The sequence below is a fragment of the Thermosporothrix hazakensis genome, assembly GCF_003253565.1.
Lineage (GTDB): Bacteria > Chloroflexota > Ktedonobacteria > Ktedonobacterales > Ktedonobacteraceae > Thermosporothrix > Thermosporothrix hazakensis.
Genome location: NZ_QKUF01000001.1, coordinates 481,483 through 502,073 on the forward strand (window position 1 = coordinate 481,483; position 20,591 = coordinate 502,073).

Annotated in this window: 13 protein-coding genes; 4 read left to right on the forward strand and 9 right to left on the reverse strand. The window is 53.0% G+C overall.

Annotation, left to right across the window (positions count from 1 at the left end; genetic code table 11):
- Positions 1-10: 10 nt before the first annotated feature.
- Complete coding sequence (locus EI42_RS02055) at positions 11-574, reverse strand: hypothetical protein (RefSeq protein WP_137686095.1); 564 nt, start codon at positions 572-574, stop codon at positions 11-13.
- A 392-nt stretch (positions 575-966) separates the two neighbouring features.
- Between EI42_RS02055 and EI42_RS02060 the strand changes: the two genes are divergently transcribed.
- Entirely contained in the window at positions 967-2,565 is a 1,599-nt protein-coding gene (locus tag EI42_RS02060; RefSeq protein ID WP_111318323.1) for a class I adenylate-forming enzyme family protein, read from the forward strand.
- Positions 2,566-2,623: 58 nt separating this feature from the next.
- Here the strand turns inward: EI42_RS02060 and EI42_RS02065 are convergent, their stop codons facing one another.
- The gene (locus tag EI42_RS02065) at positions 2,624-3,628 is read right to left on the reverse strand and encodes a hypothetical protein (protein WP_111318325.1); all 1,005 of its coding nucleotides are present in this window, start codon (positions 3,626-3,628) and stop codon (positions 2,624-2,626) included.
- A gap of 409 nt (positions 3,629-4,037) precedes the next feature.
- Here EI42_RS02065 and EI42_RS02070 point away from each other — a divergent pair, with 409 nt between their 5' ends.
- On the forward strand, positions 4,038-5,990 hold the full coding sequence (locus EI42_RS02070; protein WP_111318327.1) for a protein kinase domain-containing protein: 1,953 nt from the start codon (positions 4,038-4,040) through the stop codon (positions 5,988-5,990).
- On the opposite strand, the gene EI42_RS02075 is transcribed toward EI42_RS02070, so the two are convergent.
- From EI42_RS02075 to EI42_RS02100, 6 genes are all read right to left on the reverse strand, one after another.
- The gene (locus EI42_RS02075) at positions 5,987-7,558 is read right to left on the reverse strand and encodes a sensor histidine kinase (RefSeq protein WP_111318329.1); all 1,572 of its coding nucleotides are present in this window, start codon (positions 7,556-7,558) and stop codon (positions 5,987-5,989) included. The genes EI42_RS02070 and EI42_RS02075 overlap by 4 nt on opposite strands.
- On the reverse strand, positions 7,558-8,232 hold the full coding sequence (locus EI42_RS02080; protein WP_111319537.1) for a response regulator transcription factor: 675 nt from the start codon (positions 8,230-8,232) through the stop codon (positions 7,558-7,560). Before EI42_RS02080 ends, EI42_RS02075 begins: the two co-directional genes overlap by 1 nt.
- Before the next feature lie 135 nt (positions 8,233-8,367).
- Positions 8,368-10,467 carry an amylo-alpha-1,6-glucosidase gene (locus EI42_RS02085; RefSeq protein ID WP_111318331.1) on the reverse strand — a complete coding sequence of 700 codons (2,100 nt, stop codon included), beginning with the start codon at positions 10,465-10,467 and terminating at the stop codon, positions 8,368-8,370.
- Positions 10,468-10,708: 241 nt separating this feature from the next.
- Positions 10,709-11,875 (reverse strand): LL-diaminopimelate aminotransferase, encoded by a 1,167-nt coding sequence (locus EI42_RS02090; protein ID WP_111318333.1) that lies wholly within the window; start codon positions 11,873-11,875, stop codon positions 10,709-10,711.
- A 99-nt stretch (positions 11,876-11,974) separates the two neighbouring features.
- Positions 11,975-15,058 carry a DNA polymerase I gene (gene polA / locus EI42_RS02095; protein ID WP_111318335.1) on the reverse strand — a complete coding sequence of 1,028 codons (3,084 nt, stop codon included), beginning with the start codon at positions 15,056-15,058 and terminating at the stop codon, positions 11,975-11,977.
- Positions 15,059-15,215: 157 nt separating this feature from the next.
- Complete coding sequence (locus tag EI42_RS02100) at positions 15,216-16,547, reverse strand: metallophosphoesterase family protein (protein WP_111318337.1); 1,332 nt, start codon at positions 16,545-16,547, stop codon at positions 15,216-15,218.
- A gap of 505 nt (positions 16,548-17,052) precedes the next feature.
- Between EI42_RS02100 and EI42_RS02105 the strand changes: the two genes are divergently transcribed.
- Together EI42_RS02105 and EI42_RS02110 are read left to right on the forward strand one after the other, a co-directional pair.
- Positions 17,053-17,256: a helix-turn-helix domain-containing protein gene (locus EI42_RS02105; protein WP_111318339.1), complete on the forward strand. Its 204-nt coding sequence runs from the start codon at positions 17,053-17,055 to the stop codon at positions 17,254-17,256.
- 334 nt (positions 17,257-17,590) lie between these two features.
- Positions 17,591-18,559: an NAD-dependent epimerase/dehydratase family protein gene (locus tag EI42_RS02110; RefSeq protein WP_111318341.1), complete on the forward strand. Its 969-nt coding sequence runs from the start codon at positions 17,591-17,593 to the stop codon at positions 18,557-18,559.
- Between the two features lie 113 nt (positions 18,560-18,672).
- Here EI42_RS02110 and EI42_RS02115 read toward each other — a convergent pair whose 3' ends face one another.
- Positions 18,673-20,472, reverse strand: coding sequence for a serine/threonine protein kinase (locus tag EI42_RS02115; protein WP_111318343.1), 1,800 nt, complete (start codon positions 20,470-20,472; stop codon positions 18,673-18,675).
- Positions 20,473-20,591 lie beyond the last annotated feature (119 nt).

Genomic DNA, 20,591 nt, shown 5'->3' on the forward strand with positions numbered 1-20,591 from the left:
CCACAACATCCTACTTAAACCCACCCAAACCCGGGAAGAGAGAGAGAATAGATCGGGTTCCGACCTGAATATCAGCAGTTAACAGACTCCCCGCATACTGCCGTGCGGAAAACGTGTTTAAACGCAGCAGCACCGCGACCGATGGCTGCTGGATCAGTGTCGTACACTGCGCGGCCAGCCCATAGGTACGACAGAGGTGATCAGGGCTCTGTAGCGGCTCCTCAACTTGTTCTATCTGACTTCGTACCGGTTGAGCATTCGCCTGCAATCGCACCAGAACCACCTGACCGACCCGTAGTTTATCCGCCTGCGAGGCCGGCACAAAAATGGCTGCCAGAGCACCCTGTTCGCCCTTCTGCTGCTCATGGGCAAGCACAATTCCATTGCCCACCACATACACCGGAACTTTATAGAACCAGGCCAGGCCAAGTGCCTCCAGTAGCAGTAAAAACAAAATCCACAAAAAGAGGGAGAGCGGCAACGAGATAAAGCGCGGCAGGGTATCACCTTCCCGGCTCCGCATGTAATGCTCGATGGCGCTCTTACGATAGACAGAACGTTTATGTATTAACATGTATCAAACACAAACTGTAACTGAAACCTCGCCACACTTCTACACATTTTCAAAAGAGAGATTTTCCACTTCTACTTGTATTATATGAAAAGGTCCAAACAGGCACACATTTCCACATTTCTACATGCTTTCTTGCTTTCTCAGCACCACTGAAGCGTACGGAAGCACTTTCCCAGTTTCATAAGCTCCAAAAATCAATAGCCCGATTGTCCTCCTCCTCTTCATGCAACGGCCTTTTCCTGAAGATTTTCCTTTTCCACTTGACCTTTTCAGAAATATCCTTTATGCTACTGCTATAGTTTTCTTTTCACCTATATCTACAGGCCCATCACGCGCATTGTTTCCCCTTTTCCCCTTCTCTTGCTTCTATGAGAAAGAAAGGATAGCGCACAATGGATGTACAAAAAATGAGAGCGCCGGAGCTCTTTCGGCCACCCATCGACATTCCTGAGGTATCATACGACCAGCTCGTACGAACAGCCGCTCAGAGACACCCTGAAAAAGCCGCGATCAAGTACTATGACCTTGTCCTGACCTATCGCGAAGCCATCTCAATGATCAACAGTATCGCCAACGGCCTGCATGATATAGGATTGCGTAAAGGAGATCGTCTTTGCATCTACACCGCCAACCGCCCGGAATTCATCCTGACCTTTATTGCTGCCGCCTCACTGGGAGTGGTGGTCAGTCCCGTCAATCCCTCTTACAAAGAGCGCGAGCTTGCCCATCAGCTTGAAGACTCCGAAGCGGTTGCCATCCTGATACAGCGCGAACTCGTCCCCATCTTTCAGCTTGTTCGGAGTCAGCATGAGCTCCCCCACCTCAAGCATATTCTGGTGACAGGGATCGATATTCCAGAACACCTTGAGGGCGCGGAGACCTTCGCCGCCCTTCTTCGCCGCTCCTCGCCTCGCTATCAGCAATATGATCCCGTGACCCCTGATGACCTGCTTGCCCTGCCCTACTCATCCGGCACAACAGGCCTCCCGAAAGGCACCATGCTGACACACCGCAACCTTGTCAGCAACAATATTCAATTTCTGACCGCATTACAGCCCACCGATGCCGACACAGCACTGCTCTTTCTACCGTTCTATCATATCTATGGCATTATGTTGACTGGTAGCTTCCTCGCCTGTGGTGGCACGCAGGTTATTATGGAGCGCTTCGACCTGCTGCAAGCGCTAGAACTGTGCGAAAAGCACGCCGTCACCTATGTATTTGTCGTTCCCCCGATTGTGCTGGCCCTCGCCCATGCCCCCATAGACCTCAGCAAGCTGAAAACGGTCCGCTATATTCTCTCTGGCGCAGCCCCCATGCCACCAGAACCGGCCCGCCAGCTTCAGGAGAAAACCGGCATCATCACCTTACAGGGATACGGATTAACTGAAGCATCTCCCCTGACTCATGCTCAGCCGAAAGATCCCGCGCTGATCCGCCTGGAAAGCATCGGCTTGCTGACGCATAACACCGAACAAAAAATCGTGGATCTTGAGACCGGTGAGCGTGAGCTTCCACCGGGAGAAGATGGCGAACTGATCATTCGCGGACCACAGGTCATGCAGGGCTACTGGAAAGCACCAGAAGAAACCGCGAAAGTGCTCCGTAACGGCTGGCTCTATACGGGCGACATCGGCCATGTCGACGAAGATGGATACACATATATTGTGGATCGCAAGAAAGAGATGATCAAATATAAAGGGTTCAGTATCGCGCCTGCCGAGGTAGAGGCCCTGCTGCTGGAACATCCAGCGGTCGGCGATGCCGCGGTGATCGGCATTCCCGACAAGGAAGCGGGTGAGCTGGTGAAAGGCTTCATTGTGCCGAGGCGCGGGCAGCAAGCAAACCCTGAAGCGATCATGGCATTCGTGAACAGCAGACTTGCGGGCTACAAAAAGATCCACCACCTTGAAATTATCGATGCAATTCCCAAAAATGCATCAGGCAAGATCCTGCGCCGTGTCTTGAAGGAGAGAGCTCAGAACGCATAAAAAAAGAGCGCCGGGAAGCTTTCCCGGCGTTCCTCACCAATAGAGACGCATGCTCAGTCTACAGACCACCCAGGAAGAGGCCGCGCGCCATAATCTCCCCGGCCAAAGTAAGCGTCACAACAAGATAGAGCATGCCGGTTGCCGACTGGAACGAGCGATCACGTACCAGCTTCCAGGTGAGCCCACCCAGAATCAGCGGGAAGACAAAACCAACCGCGATCTGTAGCCAGTGCATTCCATCTACGCTGATCGGCGCCACGGTCGGCTGATTGGCAGGTTTCACAATCTTGTTCGGGTCCTTCTCGCCTGGCGCTGGTGTCGATGCCGTCACAGTTGGTTGGTTATTCGTTTGCGGCTGCTTCTGTGCACTGGCAATCACCGGACCGGTAAAGAAGGAAAGAACAAGCTGAAGCAGCAGAGAGATCAGCACAATATTTGTGGCAAAGAGCAGCGGCTTCTCAGTCAGAGCAGGCGTATTCAAATACCAGTGACCAAGCCACATCGCCGTCATTACGCCACCAAGCGCAAACGTCGCCACGAAGAAGACAGCAACAGTCACCCCTCCTGAGAGGACCGAGGCGGCCAGTGGACGAAAGACCATCGCCATCACCAGAATCGCGATCAGGCCAACAACAATCGTAGCAGCCCCGGAGACATAACGCAGAAGACGCGCCACCGAGAACTTCGCCGGAGCAGTCTTCCCCTCCGCAATGGCTTCTTCTGCCGCCTTCTCCATTTTCTCTTTTCCATCTCCGCCCGCACTTTTATCGGCAATCAGGAAAATCGCATAAAACAAGAGCAGAATAGCAAAGACCAGTAACGGCAGAGATAAATACCCGGTCCATGCATGATCGAGATGTGCAAACGAGTTCAGCAGTTCCGCAGAAGCAAAGTTCTGCTGTGCCAGATAAGTGAGAACTGCCAGGAAGAGATAAATAAACGCATACGTAATCAGGAAGCTGCGGCGTACCTCATTGCGCCAGTCCAGAAAGACCATAACACAGACAGAGCCGACCGTCACTTCCGCCATCACGATAAAAAGCACCAACGGTAACTGTAGCATGATATCCTGTTATCCTTTAAAGCATCTGTTATCAGACCAGGGCTGTGGAAATAAGACCCCTTTCCAAGCTAAACTGATTATAGCGTGCTTAACACTTTGAAGCAAACTGTCCGATAGGGGAAGCTAGAAACATGAGAAACATTGAATCAGCTTGTATCTGTTCATACCGCGAGCGCCCATGCAACCCGGATCTCCTTCAGCCGTATAAATGGCAAGAGAGCCCGTTCAGGTTCGCTCCTTCTGAGGCATCCTCGCAAACTGGGAGGGAAATACAGACAAAATTATCATTCATATTGACAGCATTCTAAGCATTACCATACACTAGTCAAGTGGTTCCCAGGTACACTTTCTGGTATTTCCAATTACAGGGAGACCCCTGTCAGAAAAAAGAGATGGTAGAGAAGTCGTTATGCCACATTGCCCGAATCCGCGCTGCCAAGCAGAATATCCACCCGGAACAAAAATATGCGCGAATCCATACTGCCGCTGCCTGCTGCCCGAAGCTGTGGTAGCCGGGCGCTACCGTATTGAAACGCTCATTGGCATGGGCGGTATGGGTGCAGTCTATCGTGCCAGTGATACCTTTGAAATGAAGCAGGTCGCCCTGAAAGTACTCTCTATATCCTATCAAAATATGGATCCACAAACGGCTATAGAGCGCTTCCGGCGCGAGGCTCGCTATGCACATCAGCTCCGTCACCGGAATATTGTGCCCGTGGTCAATTTCGGTCAGGATGGGGAACTTCTCTATCTGGAAATGCCGTTAATCACTGGAGGAACCCTGAAAGCGCTGCTCAAACCTGAGAAGCCACTACCAACGCAACAGGCTTTAACCTATCTGAAAGATATGGCCGCGGCTATCGATGCAGTCCATCAGCATCCACAGCAGATCGTGCACAGGGATATCAAGCCATCCAACCTGCTCATTCATCAGGATGATGGACGCCTGATCCTGGCTGACTTTGGTATTGCCCGGGCAATGCAGCAGGAAAAGTCCCTGACGCAGCGTGGCCTCTCCATCGGCACCGAACACTATATCGCGCCAGAACAGGAACAGGGGAAGCCCGAGCCCGCCAGTGACATCTATGCAATGGGTGTCGTGACCTATCAGATGTTCACCGGCTTACTACCAATGCAGGCTGTGATCAAAACGCTGGCCGCAGAGATCCCGCCACCAAGCGCGTTGAATCATGCATTACCGCCGAACGTTGACCCTGTGATTATGCGGGCAATGGACATCGATCCGAAGAAACGCTTCACCTCGGCAGGCGAGTTCGCGCAGGCGGTTGAGGATGCCCTGCATTCCGATCCCATTCACTCGGCTCCTACCATTGTAGCCCCCACCATTATGGCTACCAGTAACGCTAACGTGATTGTGCGTACCGTGATGCCCGAGAATCCCTGCCCACACTGTGGACGCGAGAACCGCAGTTCCTCTCGCTTCTGCCGTCACTGTGGGCGCAATCTGGATGTCACGGCTCCGGCGGTGGCCGATCATTGCCAGCTCGGCTATATCAGCGAGTTGGGACGCAAGGCACAGGAAAATGAAGATATGCTGCTGGTCATTCAAGGACTCTGCACCAATCTGGAGCCCCCGCCCAGTCCCTTCAGCCTGCTTGCTATCTCAGATGGTCTGCTCGGGACACAAGGGCAGCCACTCGGTGGTCATGAAGCCAGCCGGCTCGCGATCGAGAGCGTCGCAGATATTATGGTTCCGCGCCTGACCGAGCCTCCACGCTCGCTGACGCACTACACGCCGCCAATGGGCAGTAACAGTTCAACAGGCCCCAGAGGACCCATTCCCGGCAGTAATCCCGGCGTTCGACCGTCTGAGACTGTGTTACAACAATGGATCAGCGACGCGGCCCGTCAGGCCAATCAGGTCGTCTACCACTGTAATGCTGACTATGATAGCAACATGGCCTGTACGCTGACAGTGGCCCTGCTATACCATTATCAGCTTCATGTCGCCAGCATTGGAGATAGCCGGGCCTACGTCTACAACGCCGACGCAGACAGTCTCTACTGCATTACACGCGATCATACTATTGCCGCAACACTGGTTGCGTCCAAGTTGCTTGAACCGGATGACGTGTATAAAAGCGCCAAGCGGAACCACCATTACCGCACGCTTGGGCAGAATTACTATGTTCCGATTGACTATTTTCAGCAGTCCGTCGCGCCAAACGATATTATCTTGCTCTGTACAGATGGCCTCTGGCATATGCTCCGTGACTCGGAGATCCAGCGCTTGCTGGCCCAGGGAGGCACACCGGAGGAAATGGCACGCCGCCTGACCGATGCAGCCAATGACGCCGGAGGAGAGGGCAATATCAGCGCTATCGTGGCGATCGTTTCCTAGTGCATCAGTGGCAACGTTATCATAAAGGTCGAGCCCTTCCCCGGTTCACTCTCAACGGTCACTGCCCCATGATGCGCACGCACCAGCCAATCGATAATGGAGAGCCCAAGCCCGCTCCCGCCGACTGCCTTTGAGCGGGCCGGGTCAGCCCGGTAAAAGCGCTCAAAGATATGGGGCAGGTGTTCCCGGGCAATACCGATTCCAGTATCAGTGACGCTGCAATGGACATGCGATGCGCAGGCTTCAACCGCCACCGTGACGGTTCCCCCGGCGTTGGTATACTTAACGGCGTTATCAACCAACCCCATCAGCACTTGAATCAGGCGGGCTGCATCCCCCTTCACCGTGGCAGGCTGCAAGGTACCTGTTTGTAGCGTGATACCGTGCTCAGCCGCAAAGCTTGCCATACTATCGACGACATCAGCAGCCAGAAAGTCAAGGCGCACCGGCTCGCTATCAAGTGGCATGCGCTCTTCATCGACGCGAGCCAGCGCTAACAGATCACTGACCAGGCGGCCAAGCCTATCGGACTCGTCATTGATCGCCTCAAGAGCGCAAATATAGTCTTCCTTGCTCTTTGCCTGTGTCAGCGCAACCTCGGTCATGTTTCGAATCACGGCAACAGGGGTGCGTAATTCGTGGGAAGCGTCGGCGACAAAGCGGCGTTGTTGCGCAAAAGCCCGCTCCAGACGCCCGATCATCTGATTGAAGATAATAGTCAGCTCCCGCACCTCATCCCGCGCGGGAGAAAGCGGCACCCGCTGATCCAGGTCACGCGCTCCAATTGCCCGGGCCGTACGTGTCAGCCTGCGAATGGGCCGGAACGCCCGCCCCGCCAGCCAGTAGCTGACAATGCCGCTCATCGTGAGTAATACAGGGCATAAGATCAACAACACAAAGAGAAAGAACCGCAACCGCGTGTAGAGCAGCGCGAGCTTCTGCCCCACCTGAATCACGCCGACGATTTTGCCATTAAAGATCAACATAGTGCTATAAAACCGCACAGCCTCATCGTCACCGTTATTCACTGTTCCCTCCCAGGGCTGCCCCTGCTCAGGCCGATCAAGACTCTCCAGGGGCAATTGCACATCCTTCAGGTTAGCCGTACTATAGATGATCGAGCGGGAGCGATCCAGAATGCGCACATAGATGCTCTCCTGTGAACGGGCCGTGGTGTCATTCAGCCGGTTCACGCAATCGCTGCTGGCCTCAGTATGGTTGAGGCAGTTGCCCACAATCACCGCCGACGCATCAAGCTCTGGCTCCTCACTGATAATCCGAACCACCCGCAAGCGTCCATCGGAGCCAGTTGCCATCCCTTCAGCGATTTGTTGTGCCCGCAGATGCAATGTTGTATCCAGGTTGACAAACAGATAACGTTCAAATGCCGCATAGAAGGCCAGCGCACAGAGAAAGATCAGCGTGGCGGATACAACGGAATACCAGAGCGTCAACTGTAAACGAATACCAGGCGGGGTCAGGCGCCGTTTGCTGTGCTTTGGCTCGATCGGGGTATAATAGCGGCTCCAATCGCCCGAGACATAGGGCTTAGGGCTCTTCTTGCTCATTATGCCGGTTCCCGTAATTGATAGCCAGATCCACGTACTGTCTGAATCACATTGGGCTCATTCGCCTCACAGAGCTTGCGCCGGAGATAGCGAATATAGACATCAATCACGTTCGAGAGATGCTCGGCATCGGCATCCCAGACATGTTCGGCAATCATCGTTCTGCTTAAGACCTGATTGGGGTGACGCATAAAAAACTCAAGCAGCGCATACTCTTTGTTGCCAAGCGTAATCAGCCGCTCACCGCGCCGCACCTCATGGGAACGCGTATCGAGGGTAATATCCATGAATTGCAATACAGGAGACTTGATCGGACTTCTCCGCCGCAGGAGAGCACGCACACGCGCCTCAAGTTCGCTGAAGGCAAAGGGTTTCACCAGATAGTCATCAGCGCCCAGGTCGAGCCCGGTGACACGGTGCTCTACTTCGCCAAGCGCGGTTAACAGGAGAATGGGAACTAGCTTTCCCTGCGCACGAAGCTGCTTGCAGACTTCAAAACCACTCAGGCCGGGAAGGAGAATATCAAGAATAATCAGATCATAAGCAGTGGTCAGGGCCATAATGATCGCATCTTCACCACTGGCAATCAGATCGACGGCGTAATGACTCCCTTCCAACCCCTTCTTCAAACCAGGCCCCAGACGCGGATCATCTTCAACAACCAGGATGCGCATAGCTACCTCTATGAGAAAATGCCGCATCGTGTTGATTCCTCCCACCACGACTCTTGCAGCATAGGAATCAACACGATACTGTTACTATACTCTACATTTATGAAAAGAAGATGAAATGGCGCAGGATTTTTTTGCTTACTCTTGATTCTGTTCAGCCTGCACCAATCTCCAACACCGAAGCACTTCGGCCACGCTCCAAGCCTGTGCGAAACAGCCCGCAAGCTCAAAGGGAGGCTCAGGTTCAGCTACCTCGCTAATCGACCCCAGTCCCATGAGCGTGAGCTGCTCGATGAGAGGCTGAAGCAGCTCTCTGATCGCCCTCACATCACGATAGAGCAGCCAGTGCACATCAATATACGGGCCTATCAACCATTGCCAGACCGTCCCTTGATGATAGGCGCTATCTCGCTGCCAGCGATTTCCATTAAAGTGATTATGATAATTCGGGTCATGCGGGCTCAACGTACGCAACCCGGCAGGAGTTAGCAGATACTGCGTTACCTGTTGAAACAGACTCTCAATCTGCTCACGCGCGAGCAGGTCAGGGGCAAGAGCTGCCGCGAACAACTGATTGGGCCTCAATGCCGGGTCATTCTGATTGGCAACACCATCCACATCAACAACATCATAGAGATAGCCACCATCGGCATACCAGAAACGCCGGGCAAAATGCAGCTTGACCAGCTCACTACGCTGTTGATAGGGTGTGCTCTCTCCACCAAGCTGTTGCGTCCAGCGCTCCATAGCCCGTAACGCGAAGTACCAGAGCGCGTTCACCTCAACAGGCTTCCCTCGACGCGGTGTCACAACCCACTCCTCAATTTTGGCATCCATCCATGTCAGTTGAACGCCCTGTTCACCACCGCGAAGCAGCCCATCTTCGGCATCCATCCCTATATTATAGCGCGTTCCCTTTACATGGTGCTCGATAATATCAACCAGTATCGGGTACACCTCTTGAAGGAGAGCCATATCATTGGTCTCTTTCAAATAGCGATCCAGGGCATAGAATAGCCAGAGCGTCGCATCAATAGTGTTATATTCCGGGGTGGCGTCGTAATCGGGGAAGCGGTTCGGAATCAGGCCATCCTGCACATAGGCCAGAAAGGCCCTGAGCAGCGCCCGCGCCTCCTCATAGCGTCCAGTACACAAAAACAGCCCGGGAAGCGAGATCATTGTATCCCGTCCCCAATCAGTAAACCAGGGATAACCCGCAATCACGGTACGGCTGGCTTCCGTGCCCTGTGCAGCGGGCCGCGAGACGATACACTGATCTGCTGCAAGCGTCAGGCGCGCACGAACCGGGTCCTGTTCCGCCACGCAGGCCGCTGTATCAAGTACCCGCTGGATACGCTGTTGCTGACGACGCAAGGCGGCGCTCACAGCCGCTTCATGCTGTTCTCCCCCGAACTCGGCAAGCGACTGCTCACCGGCTGCCAGCACTAACGAAACCGGCTCATCAACTCCAAGCGACAGCCGAAAAATGCCGGGCTGATAGACATCTTCCAGATCGGGCAAACCGCGTTCTCGCTCTCGTCTATGGTAGACATGCCAGTACCAGAGCCCGGTAGGAGAGAAAAAGGCAGAGGGGCCAGCAACCAGATAAAATACAGGCGCTCCGTCATAGGCACGAATCCGACAGCGATTTTGCTGACTATCTACGATAAAATGCCAGTCTTCAGACCCGCGCGTCACCCCATGATAATCGCGGCTCAGGCAAAATGGTACCAATGTCAGCGCAAGCGCGTTGTCGCCTTGCTTCGCCCCATGCAACCGATATTGCACATACGTTCTGTTTTCCCCATATTCCATCCAGATACGTTTCTCCAGCAATAGCTCGTCAGTGAGCCGATAGCGGAAACAGGGAATATCGCCCTCCAATTCAAACGCTTCTAGATAGTGGTAGCCCTGGGGATCAAGCACGCCCCCCTGATATTCATGAGTGCCCAATTTCAATACGGTTCCATCAGTCAGCGTGATCTCTTCATCTATTCCTGTCACCATCACCACCCGTTCAACTGGAGGCCGCACAGCAGCAACCAGCAACCCATGATACCCACGCGTCGTTGCACCCACAAGCGAGCTGGAAGCATAACCACCTATGCCATTCGTGACAAGCCATTCATAATTCAGTGCGGTCTGTATATCTGCACAAATGGAGCGGTCTAATCTGATATGCCAGAAAGCGGAATCGGCAGGTTGAGCAACAGGTTCATTTTGCAACTTCGCAAACATTCTCTTATAACCTCCTCATTGTCCCTTTTCCCACTGCCGCCTGAGTCATCATGGGAAAGAACACTCCCGCTATCAATGAGGGAGCGTCTCAGTGACAAAGAATAATACACTATGAAATGCAATATTTCCAGTTATGCAGTGTATCACGTGCAACGTATCACGTCCAGAGAAGAAGACAAGGGGGCTAGAATGGAGTCAAAAAAGCAGGGCCACCGCGTTCTCAGCAAGCAGCCCTGCAAACCTATGCAGCCATCAGTTCTCGAATACGACGCAATGCCTCGGCGATCCGCTCATCGGGCGTCGTCAACGAGATACGCACATAGCCCTCACCGGCAGGCCCGAAGTTCGAGCCCGGTGTGATAAAGACACCAATGCGATCAAAGAGCCAGTTTGAGAACTCGCGCGATGTATATCCCGCAGGGATACGCGCCCAGATATAGAGGCCCGCAAGGGGAGCTACCGCACGCATACCCAGTGTATTACAACCCTCAACCAGCAAATCACGACGACGCTTATAGACAGCATTGCGCTCAATCGTCCATGCTTCCGGCAAGTTTAGCGCCTCGATTGCGGCATACTGCACCGGACGAAAAATGCCGCTATCAATATTGCTCTTCAGACGTGCCACGGCATCAACCAGCGTCGCATTGCCAACCAGCATCCCTACGCGGAAACCCGGCATGTTATAGGTCTTACTCAACGAATGCAGCTCGACCGCTACATCCATTGCCCCGGGGACCTGTAACAGCGAGGGTGGCCGAAAATCGTCGTAGTAGGTCTCGGCATAGGCCATATCATGCACAATTACCAGTTGATGACGTTTCGCGAACTCCACAACAGACGCAAAATAGTCGAGATCGGCAACCGCAGCGGTCGGGTTATTAGGATAGTTCAGCCAGAGCAGACGTGCTTTCGCCAGCACATTCGCAGGAATGCTATCCAGATCCATCAGATACCGGTTCTCTTCGCGCAACGGCAGCATATAAGGCTGGGCGCCAATTGTGGTAGCCGCCGAGACATAGACCGGGTAATAGGGATCAGGGGTCAGCGCGATATCGCCAGCGTTCAGCACACAGGAGGCCGCATAGACCAGCCCTTCTTTCGAGCCGATCAGCGCCAGGGTTTCGCGCTCCGGCTCTAGCGCGACTCCAAAGCGGCGCTGAAACCAGGAAACAACAGCATCATGAAAGGCATGCATGCCCCGATATTCAGGGTAGCGATGATTGATCGGCTGATGAGCGGTCTCACACAGACGTTCAATAACACTCGCAGGCGCGGGCAGGTCTGGATCACCTACGGAGAGATCAACGACATCTACCCCCTGTGCCTGTTTCTCCTCAATACGCTTCTTGGCATCGGCAAAATGGAAGGGAGGCAGGCTGTTAATAAGATTCGATAACTGAACCACGGAAACTCCTCTACAAGCTACTCGGAATGGAACAACGCTTGTGTGTCCTTCACAAAAACACACAAGCGACTCTCATACGTTTACCCTCTTTGTTGTATTCTACTCTATCGGTTCGGCCTCATACCAATTTTTGCCAAGCTTCATTTCTACTTTGATCGGCACAGAGAGAGTCACGACATGTTCCATCTTCTGCCGAATCAGTCCCTTGGCTCGCGCGATCTCTTCAACCGGGACCTCAAAGACCAGTTCATCATGCACCTGGAGCAGCATACGCGTCTTCATACGCAGTCTCTGAAACTCGCCCGCAAGCTGAAGCATCGCCATCTTGATAATGTCGGCATTAGTCCCTTGAATGGGCATGTTTATTGCCTCACGTTCAAGTGCCTGCCGCTCGGTAAAGGAGAGCGAGCGCATATCAGGGATAAAGCGCTTGCGCCCATAGAGCGTGTTGACGTAGCCCTGCTGGCGAGCCTGATTCAGCGTTCCCTCAACATAGCCCTTGATGCTCGGGAAGGTTTCATGATAGCGCTTGATAAAGTCGGCTGCCTCAGAGTTGGTCATACCGGTAATCTGCGCCAGGCCAAAGGCCGACTGCCCGTAGAGCACAGCGTACACAACGGTCTTTGCCAGACGACGCTGATCCTTTGTGACAGCTTCAGGCGGCACACCAAACAGCGATGAGGCCGTGATGGTATGAATGTCCTCATCCTTACTGAAGGCCTCGACCAGACGCGGCTCAGCGGTAATATGCGCCAGAATCCGCAGTTCAATCTGGGAATAGTCAGCCGTTAAGAGTTGGTAGCTTGGGTCAGCAATAAAAGCCCGGCGAATCTGGCGCCCCAGCTCCGTACGCACCGGGATATTCTGCAAATTCGGATTGCTGGACGAGAGACGCCCGCTGGACGCAATCGTCTGGTTAAACGAGGTATAGACGCGCCCGGTCGTCTTATCCATCAGATTCAGCAGTCCATCAACATAGGTTGACTTCAGCTTGCTCAACTGCCGATAGGCCAGCAGATAATCAATGATGGGATGTTTTCCCTGCAAGCTCTCAATCACGTCAGCGCTCACCGAATATCCCGTTTTTGTCTTGCGCCCGGCTGGAAGCTTCAGTTCAGTAAACAGCACCTCACCCAGTTGTCGAGTTGAATTGATATTAAAGGTGTGACCGACCGCGTCATAGATCGCCTGCTCACAATCGTGTATCTGCTCGTTCAGCTTCTCGCCAAAGACATGCAGAAAGTTTTCATCCAGCGCCACGCCATAGAGCTCCATCTGCATCAGTACCGAGATCAGTGGTAACTCGACGCGCTGATAGAGCGTCATCAGACCATTACGCTCAAGATCTTCCTGTAACGGTCCGGCCAGGCGCAGCGTCATATCGGCGTCTGCTCCTGCATAGTCAGCGGCCTTACGGATGGGCACACGATCCATCGTAATTGCTTTGCTGCCCGTCCCGATCAGTTCGCTGATCGGTGTCATCAGATGCCCGAGCCGCTGAAATACCTGATCCTTCAAGCCCAGAGCCCGCCTGCCCGGCTCAATCAGATAGGCAGCGACCATCGTATCGAATGCCAGTCCGCGGACCTCAATTCCATGCAGCGACAGCACAGCCATATCATACTTCGCGTTATGCATGATTTTCTGGACAGCGGTATCCTCAAAGACAGGGCGCAGTGTTTCCAGCACATACTCAAGCGGAAGCTGCTGGCCTGGTTCCTGATTATCAATGGTGTGCGTATGACCAACCGGGATATAGTACGCCTCACCCGGAGCCATTGCCAGCGAGATACCCACCAGTTTCGCTTTACGCTGATCCTCAGAGGTAGTCTCGGTATCAAGGGCAAAGCGACCAGCAGAAGCAAGACTTTGCACCAGCACGTTTAGTGCTTCCTTCGTATCGACGATCATGGTACTGGTCTGCATTGTCGCATTTTCTGGCAGGAATAGAGGGGTTTCCATAGCCTGCGAGGTTGGTAAGCGCAATCGGCGCGTCGTCTCTACTCGCGGCTCTTCCTCGCCAAACAGACTGAGTTGTGTTGGCCGCTCGATCTCTTCGACATCGTTTGCGGCTGGTGTTGCGATGTTTTCAGCCTCGGGATGAGAGAGCAGAAGCGGAACAGTTGTCCCATCCGGTGGTGGCGGAGGCGTGAGAATCGGCACCACACCCACAGGAGGTGCATAGTGGAGTTTTTCCGCTTCCACAGCCTGCGCGTTCGCAACGGTTGCCTCATCGGATAGCTCGTCAAGGCTCTGTGCCCCGATCTCGTCCGGCTTAAAGGTAATTCCCAGTTGCCGGAACAGGGCAAACGCACGCTCAACCTGCGACCGAAACTCAAGCTGACGAAATAGCGTCAGGATCCTTTCGCTATCCACATGCTGTAAGCGGCAATCCTCAAGCTTGAGTTGAATGGGAACATCCAGCACTATAGTTGCCAGATATTTACTCTCTTTTGCCATCTCTGAGCCTTCACGCAACAGCTTCTGCTCTTTCGGCTTGAGCTCTGACAGGTGGCTCAGGATATTTTCCAGTGTTCCATACTGCTCGATCAAGCGGGTAGCCGTCTTCTCACCGATGCCGGCCACGCCCGGAATGTTGTCCGATTTATCGCCCACCAGTCCCTTGAAATCAGGCAAGCGCTCCGGCGGGAAACCGTAACGGGTCTTAACCTCTGCGGTATTATAGTCAACCACCTCGGAGATACCACGCTTGGCAACCTTGACACGCACATGATCATTGACCAGTTGCAGCGTATCCATATCACCGGTATAGATAATCGTATCAACGCCCTGCTGTGTGGCCTGCACAGCCAGTGTGCCAAGCACATCATCAGCCTCGAAGCCATCCTTCTCGTAGATCTGGATGCCAAATGCCGACACCACCTCACGAATACGGCCAAATTGTGGCTTCATATTCTCGGGAAGGGTCGGGCGATGCGCTTTATAGGGCGCATAATGCTCATGGCGAAACGTGGGCACCGGGCGGTCAAACGTGACGGCGATATAGTCAGGACGCTCCTCTAAAAGCGCCTTCATTAACATAGATGTAAAGCCAAAGGTCGCATTGACCGGCTCTCCGCTGCTGGTAGATAAGTCCTCTGGAACGGCATGAAAGGCACGATGGATAATTGCGTGTCCATCGACCAGTACAAGCTTTTTTCGTTTATTCTCTGATGCAGCCATAAAGAAACCCCTCAACTCTTCTTATTCCCAGGAATTCTTTTTGCGCGGTATAGAAACGGCAATGCTCCCGGCAAAATAGCACAAACGGATTCATACATCACTCTTGTCAGCAGACATTGTACTGTTTTCTGCGTCTCAGGGAAAGCCCTTGTTGCGATCATTCAAGCACCTCATAGCGATTATGTTCCATATCCCAGGCATAGAGGTACGCCTGCGACGGTGTTCCTGGATCGGTCGCTACCAGCACAAACGAGAACAACGTCAGATCGCGTAAAGGAATGCGTCGCCAGTCGGTTTGGCGAAGCCATGCAATCAGTTCCGGCGTTATCTCTTCGGGCGAGGGCATCGCATAGCGATCAACCCAGGTGCCGGTATTCAGATAGGTCTGAGTGTCGCTTAATCGCTCACTGCGCCAGCTATGGGTATGGCCTGCAATCGCATAGCGTAGCTCTGGCCGGGAACGCAGCCCCTCATGCATCCCCTGCGAGACCGCCGCGCTGGTCTCATCACGAGAAGAGGTAAAGAGGCGGGCGAGCGCCTGTTCTACCGGCAGAGACAGCGCCTCACGAACCTGCATGTATTCCAGCATTTCAGCCTGCGAAACTCGCTGCTCCTCTCTCTGTGCCCCCATCTCACTACGGAAGGCCAGAAATTCAAAAATAACCGCGTCAAAGAGCTTTTGTGGGTCAGGACTAGCCTCCATCGTCATAGACCGTTCTGGCGCAAAGAGACGCACAGTGCGCTGGACCATATCATGCAATAGCTCAGGATCAATGAGGCAGAGGAGCGCAATTTCACGAATATTGCTGATTGGAGGCTCAAGATGCTCGATATAGGGATGTTTGAGCGCGATATACCGCAGCACCTGTTGATGAAAGATCGTACCTGGAGGCAATTCCAGGTGTGCCGGGAATGGCGCACGGAGCCGTCCTGCATCGTCCCAGAGCTCAGGGGGGCAGTTCCAGGCATCAAATGCATGACCATGTTCAATCACCACATCAGGAGCAGGGGAATAGAAGCGATCGGGCACAAAGCGCACACGCTCATCGCTGGGCTTCCCTGTAATCGCCTCACAGATGCGCCGCTGCACTTCAGGAAAACAGAGCTCGATGTCATGATTTCCAGCGAGGAACGTCAGACTGTGATGCGAGAAAGCAAGGAACCGCCGCAGTTCCGTAAAGAATGATGGATGTGCGTTTCTTATTTTTTCCAGCTTTTGCTGTGCAAAAGTTGCATCCGTACTACGTATAGTAGAGTAAGGAGAAGTTGGAGTATCCGCCGATAAGGAAGGAGAAACCATCAGAAAATCAAAACAGTCACCGTTGATGATAAGTTCCAATGAGGCAGTGTCCTCAAGAATGGAGGGCTCAGCCGCAAACGCGCTCAGAAAACGCATAAAGGCTTCCTGCTGGCGCTGTCCAAACCCATCGAGAGGAAAGGTGTTATCCGCAAGGTGAAGGTCACTTATGATGAGCTTATAGTGTGTCATGAAGAATCCTTTCTGTAAGTCGCATAGTCGATCTGAAAACCTGTTTCGCAGCAGACCGTATGGGCAAGCTTGAAATACAGGAGCAAGACACCGCACAAGAATACTATTCCCTCCCTGGCGAGATGAATAGTGAATCGCGTCTGACGCCGATCAGACCGCAAAAGAGCAGGCGCGAAAACAACACGAAGCCCGGGTAAGGCCTTTTGCGGGTGACAAGTCTATTACTACAGTGTTTGCACCGACATGTATAGTATAGTTAACTGGCAACCAAAGTTGTATGTAGTTTCGTTGCATCGCCAGTTACCCAACGGGACAGACGGACAACTCAGGACGGTAGAATAGCCTGTGCCTTTACTGTCAGACTAACGTCAACCGAATGTCCAGAAGGCATTTACGTATCAGTCTCCTCAATAGGAGATTGAAAAACAGCGATATATCTCTGTTGATCAAGAAGTCGTCCAATTTAGTGCACATGAGCACCAATCGGTGCAGGAGTGGTAGAAGCATGGTAGAAGAGACCCATGATGAACTGTTAACTGTTCGGGAAGTAGCACGTCGTCTGCGCGTGGATGATACGACCGTACGACGCTGGATCAAGAGTGGCGCGCTTGAGGCGATCACGCTCCCCCACCGGGGCAAACGTCAGGCGTATCGTATCAAGAAGTCAACGCTCGATAAGCTGCTGAGTGGAGGCACACCGCCAGCATAAGAACAGTTCAGACGCAACTCACACGGCATAATGGGGTATCTGTTCTGGTACCCCATTTCTTTTTGCTGCAGAGCAGCGAGCATTTCGAGCCTCAGTAAGTAAAAAGTCAGTATAATAGACAGTAGAATATTTTTGCTCTTTTCCCAAAAATCTACTCAATTCATTTTAAGAATATGGATCTACCCATGTCTATACATAATGGGGGTACACTAGAAACAAAGGGGAGCAAAAAAAGCAGAACAACATGTGACGTTTCGCAACACAAACCCATACACACAATCCGGTATCGGACAAAGGCCAGTCCCTAGAAGAACGAAGGAGAGAAGGAAGTTCTATGAAAATAGCACTCTTGGGAGGAGCAGGCTTTATCGGCACCCATCTCACACAAGCGTATCTGGAAGCAAACCACGATGTTGTGGTCATCGACAATCTCAGTCATAGCACTCAGCACACTATCGACCCACGCGCCCGGTTTTATCACATCGATATCCGTAGCCCAAAGTTGCACACGATTCTGAGCAACGAACGCCCGGATATCGTCAGCTACCACGTGGCGTATACTACAGACGAACTGCCACAGGATCACCTGCTACTGGACGCCGACACCAGCATTCGGGGTCTGTTGAACGTCCTTGAGAGCTGTGCTGATGCTGCAATTAAGAAGTTTATTTTCGCTTCCGGTGGAAATACGCTCTACGGCACCGTTGATCCCTCCCAGCTTCCACTCAAAGAAGAGACTCCTCTTCAGCCCAAACAACCCGTCGATATCAGCCGTATGACAGGCGAATGGTATGTGCGCTATTATGCCAGACAATATGGCTTTCAACATACGATCCTGCGCTATGCCAATGTGTATGGAGAACAGGCAACCAACCACCCCCTGAGCTACTGTATGGCGATGCTGCTGGAACAGCGAGCCCCCATCATTCGCGGCTCCGGCGATAGCATGCACGACCATATTTATATTGATGACGTGGTTCGGGCAAACCTGCTCGCCCTCGTTCGCGGCGACAACCAGACCTTCCATATCAGTAGCGGCGAAGGCTACACCATCAAACACCTGTATCGCCTGATGGCGCAGGCGCTTGGCAGTACCATTGAGCCGGTCACGCTTTCTGGCTCACTCGCCGAGACCGAGCAGATCGTCCTTGATAACAGTCTGGCCCGTAGCATGCTTGGATGGTACCCTGAAGTGTCACTGTATGAGGGCATTCAGCGCATGCTTCAACGTCTCGACGGGCACCCGCACACCACACAAAGCCAGCAGAAACCCACACTTACCCATATCCCCTCGCTGGTGTAAAGCGGCCAGAAGGCGCTCGCAAACCAGCAGATATACTCATTTGCGATAGCGCCTAAACACCGTGGCTACCCTTTGGGACCCCTCGCCAGTATGCGGGGGGTTCTTATTATCCCCTAAATCCTGAAATTCTCAATCTGGTAGACCTTATTACTACCAAAGGAAAAACAAGTATCCTCAAAATGAACCTGATAGACTGTGTTCTTCTCAGACCCCAGTTTCACAGAAGCCCAGCGCTCCATCGTCTGATCTCCATTCAACAAGATGGCCTCAGTAAACGGCCCGGACGAACTATATGACTTACCACTTTCATCAGTTAAATAGAGTTTGTACGCTCGCATATACTCACAAGCCTGATGAGAACCATTAGTGATCGTGAAATGCCAGGTAGAAGTACGCTCCTCGTCATTTACGGTAATCGAGTCCAAAACGATATCAAGCGCGTTGTAATCGCAGCTCAAGGCACAGGTAAAGCGGAACTTCTTGATATCAGCGACATTGTATATAATAATCTGGCCGCCCGTTGGTGTGACTTCGGGAGTCGTTGTTACCGTTGCCGCAGCACTGCCAGAAGTTTCATTGGTTGGTGAAGGCGTCGCGGTCGGGGCCGTGACGATCGGTTGGGTACTCTGGGGTTGAGTCGGCTGCGTGTTGGCGGCCCGATCCTTGCTTAACGCGACGATCTGGTTGTTCATCTGCCAGAGCAGATAGCCACCGCCGCCAAGCGTGCCAAGCAGTAGCAGAATCAAGATAACGATAGTCAGGATCAGCCCGGCACGAGACTTCTGCTTCGGAGCTGGAGGAGCCGAAGCTGCAGCCGGAGGCACCGGATAATAGCCCGAGAGCTGACTTCCAGAAGGCGTGGGAGTCATCAGCGGTCGCGAGGTTGGAATCTGCGATAGATTGGGGTTGGTCATCACATGCGACGCACCAGATGTCACCCCCACTGGTGGCTGCTCAGGCGAGGAAGGCGTAAATTGCGCCCGGGCGGTTGGGATCTGCGACTCGCTTAACTGCGGCGTCTTGTTCGCATCCTGGGGCATATGGGTTGTCTCGCCGCTCACATCCTTCGGCGGCGGAGGCAATGGAGCCGATTGGCTCTCCTGATAGGCCTTCTCAAAAGCGCTTACAAAGGCCTGGATGCTTGGATAACGATCCTCAGGCTTCTTGCTCAGCGCCTTCAGCACGACGGCCTCGATCTGTGGCGTGATTTCGGGCACCTTCTCCCGTATCGAGGGTGGGGCAGTAAAGAGATGCTGACTCCCGATCTCAGCAAAAGAGCCGGTAAAGGGGCGCTGTCCCACCAGCCACTCATAGACCACAATCGCAAGCGCATATTGATCGCTGGCAGCTACAGCTTTCCCCTGAATCTGTTCCGGGGCCATATAGGCAACTGTGCCGCCAACCTCCTGCTTGCCCTGATAGCGCGAGCTCTGAGTTGCGACCGCGATCCCGAAATCTCCCAACAAAATAGAGCCATCTGCACCTATCAACATATTTTCGGGTTTGATATCGCGGTGAATAAGCTTGCGCTCATGTGCGTATTGAAGTGCCGGACCAAGCTGCCGGAGATACGAGAGGACCTCTGTTGGAGAGAGGCGCGTTCCATGGGGATGACGTTGCCGCAGGGTCCCATTCGGGGCATAGGTCATCACCAGATAGGGATATTTACTCTCGGTATCAATACCGAAATCCAGCACTTTGACGATATGCGGGTGAGAGAGGTTCGCGACCGTGCGCGCCTCATTCAAGAAAGGCTGAACCTGCTCACTTGCCAGGCGCGTCTGAAGCATCTTGATCGCCGCCTGCGTATTCAGATAACTATGTTCTCCTAAATACACATCGGCGAAGCCACCACTTCCAAGCATACGAATAATCTTATAATTTCCGATCTGCTTTCCAATAAACGCGTTCATCCTTTGCTCCTACAAACGAAGCTAATCGATACGTCCTCTTTCGCTATTGTAAAGCAGGGCCTCTCATATTACAAGTTTATTTTTCTCTTCCGTTATAAACACAGAAATTCATTTCTACT

Excerpts from the sequence above, each read along its gene's own strand:
- EI42_RS02110 (WP_111318341.1), top strand. The coding sequence starts at position 17,591 with ATGAAAATAGCACTCTTGGGAGGAGCAGGCTTTATCGGCACCCATCTC.
- EI42_RS02055 (WP_137686095.1), bottom strand. The coding sequence starts at position 574 with ATGTTAATACATAAACGTTCTGTCTATCGTAAGAGCGCCATCGAGCAT.
- EI42_RS02115 (WP_111318343.1), bottom strand. The coding sequence starts at position 20,472 with ATGAACGCGTTTATTGGAAAGCAGATCGGAAATTATAAGATTATTCGT.
- EI42_RS02075 (WP_111318329.1), bottom strand. The coding sequence starts at position 7,558 with ATGAGCAAGAAGAGCCCTAAGCCCTATGTCTCGGGCGATTGGAGCCGC.
- EI42_RS02085 (WP_111318331.1), bottom strand. The coding sequence starts at position 10,467 with ATGTTTGCGAAGTTGCAAAATGAACCTGTTGCTCAACCTGCCGATTCC.
- EI42_RS02100 (WP_111318337.1), bottom strand. The coding sequence starts at position 16,547 with ATGACACACTATAAGCTCATCATAAGTGACCTTCACCTTGCGGATAAC.
- EI42_RS02060 (WP_111318323.1), top strand. The coding sequence starts at position 967 with ATGGATGTACAAAAAATGAGAGCGCCGGAGCTCTTTCGGCCACCCATC.
- EI42_RS02070 (WP_111318327.1), top strand. The coding sequence starts at position 4,038 with ATGCCACATTGCCCGAATCCGCGCTGCCAAGCAGAATATCCACCCGGA.
- EI42_RS02080 (WP_111319537.1), bottom strand. The coding sequence starts at position 8,232 with ATGCGCATCCTGGTTGTTGAAGATGATCCGCGTCTGGGGCCTGGTTTG.
- EI42_RS02105 (WP_111318339.1), top strand. The coding sequence starts at position 17,053 with ATGGTAGAAGAGACCCATGATGAACTGTTAACTGTTCGGGAAGTAGCA.
- polA (WP_111318335.1), bottom strand. The coding sequence starts at position 15,058 with ATGGCTGCATCAGAGAATAAACGAAAAAAGCTTGTACTGGTCGATGGA.
- EI42_RS02065 (WP_111318325.1), bottom strand. The coding sequence starts at position 3,628 with ATGCTACAGTTACCGTTGGTGCTTTTTATCGTGATGGCGGAAGTGACG.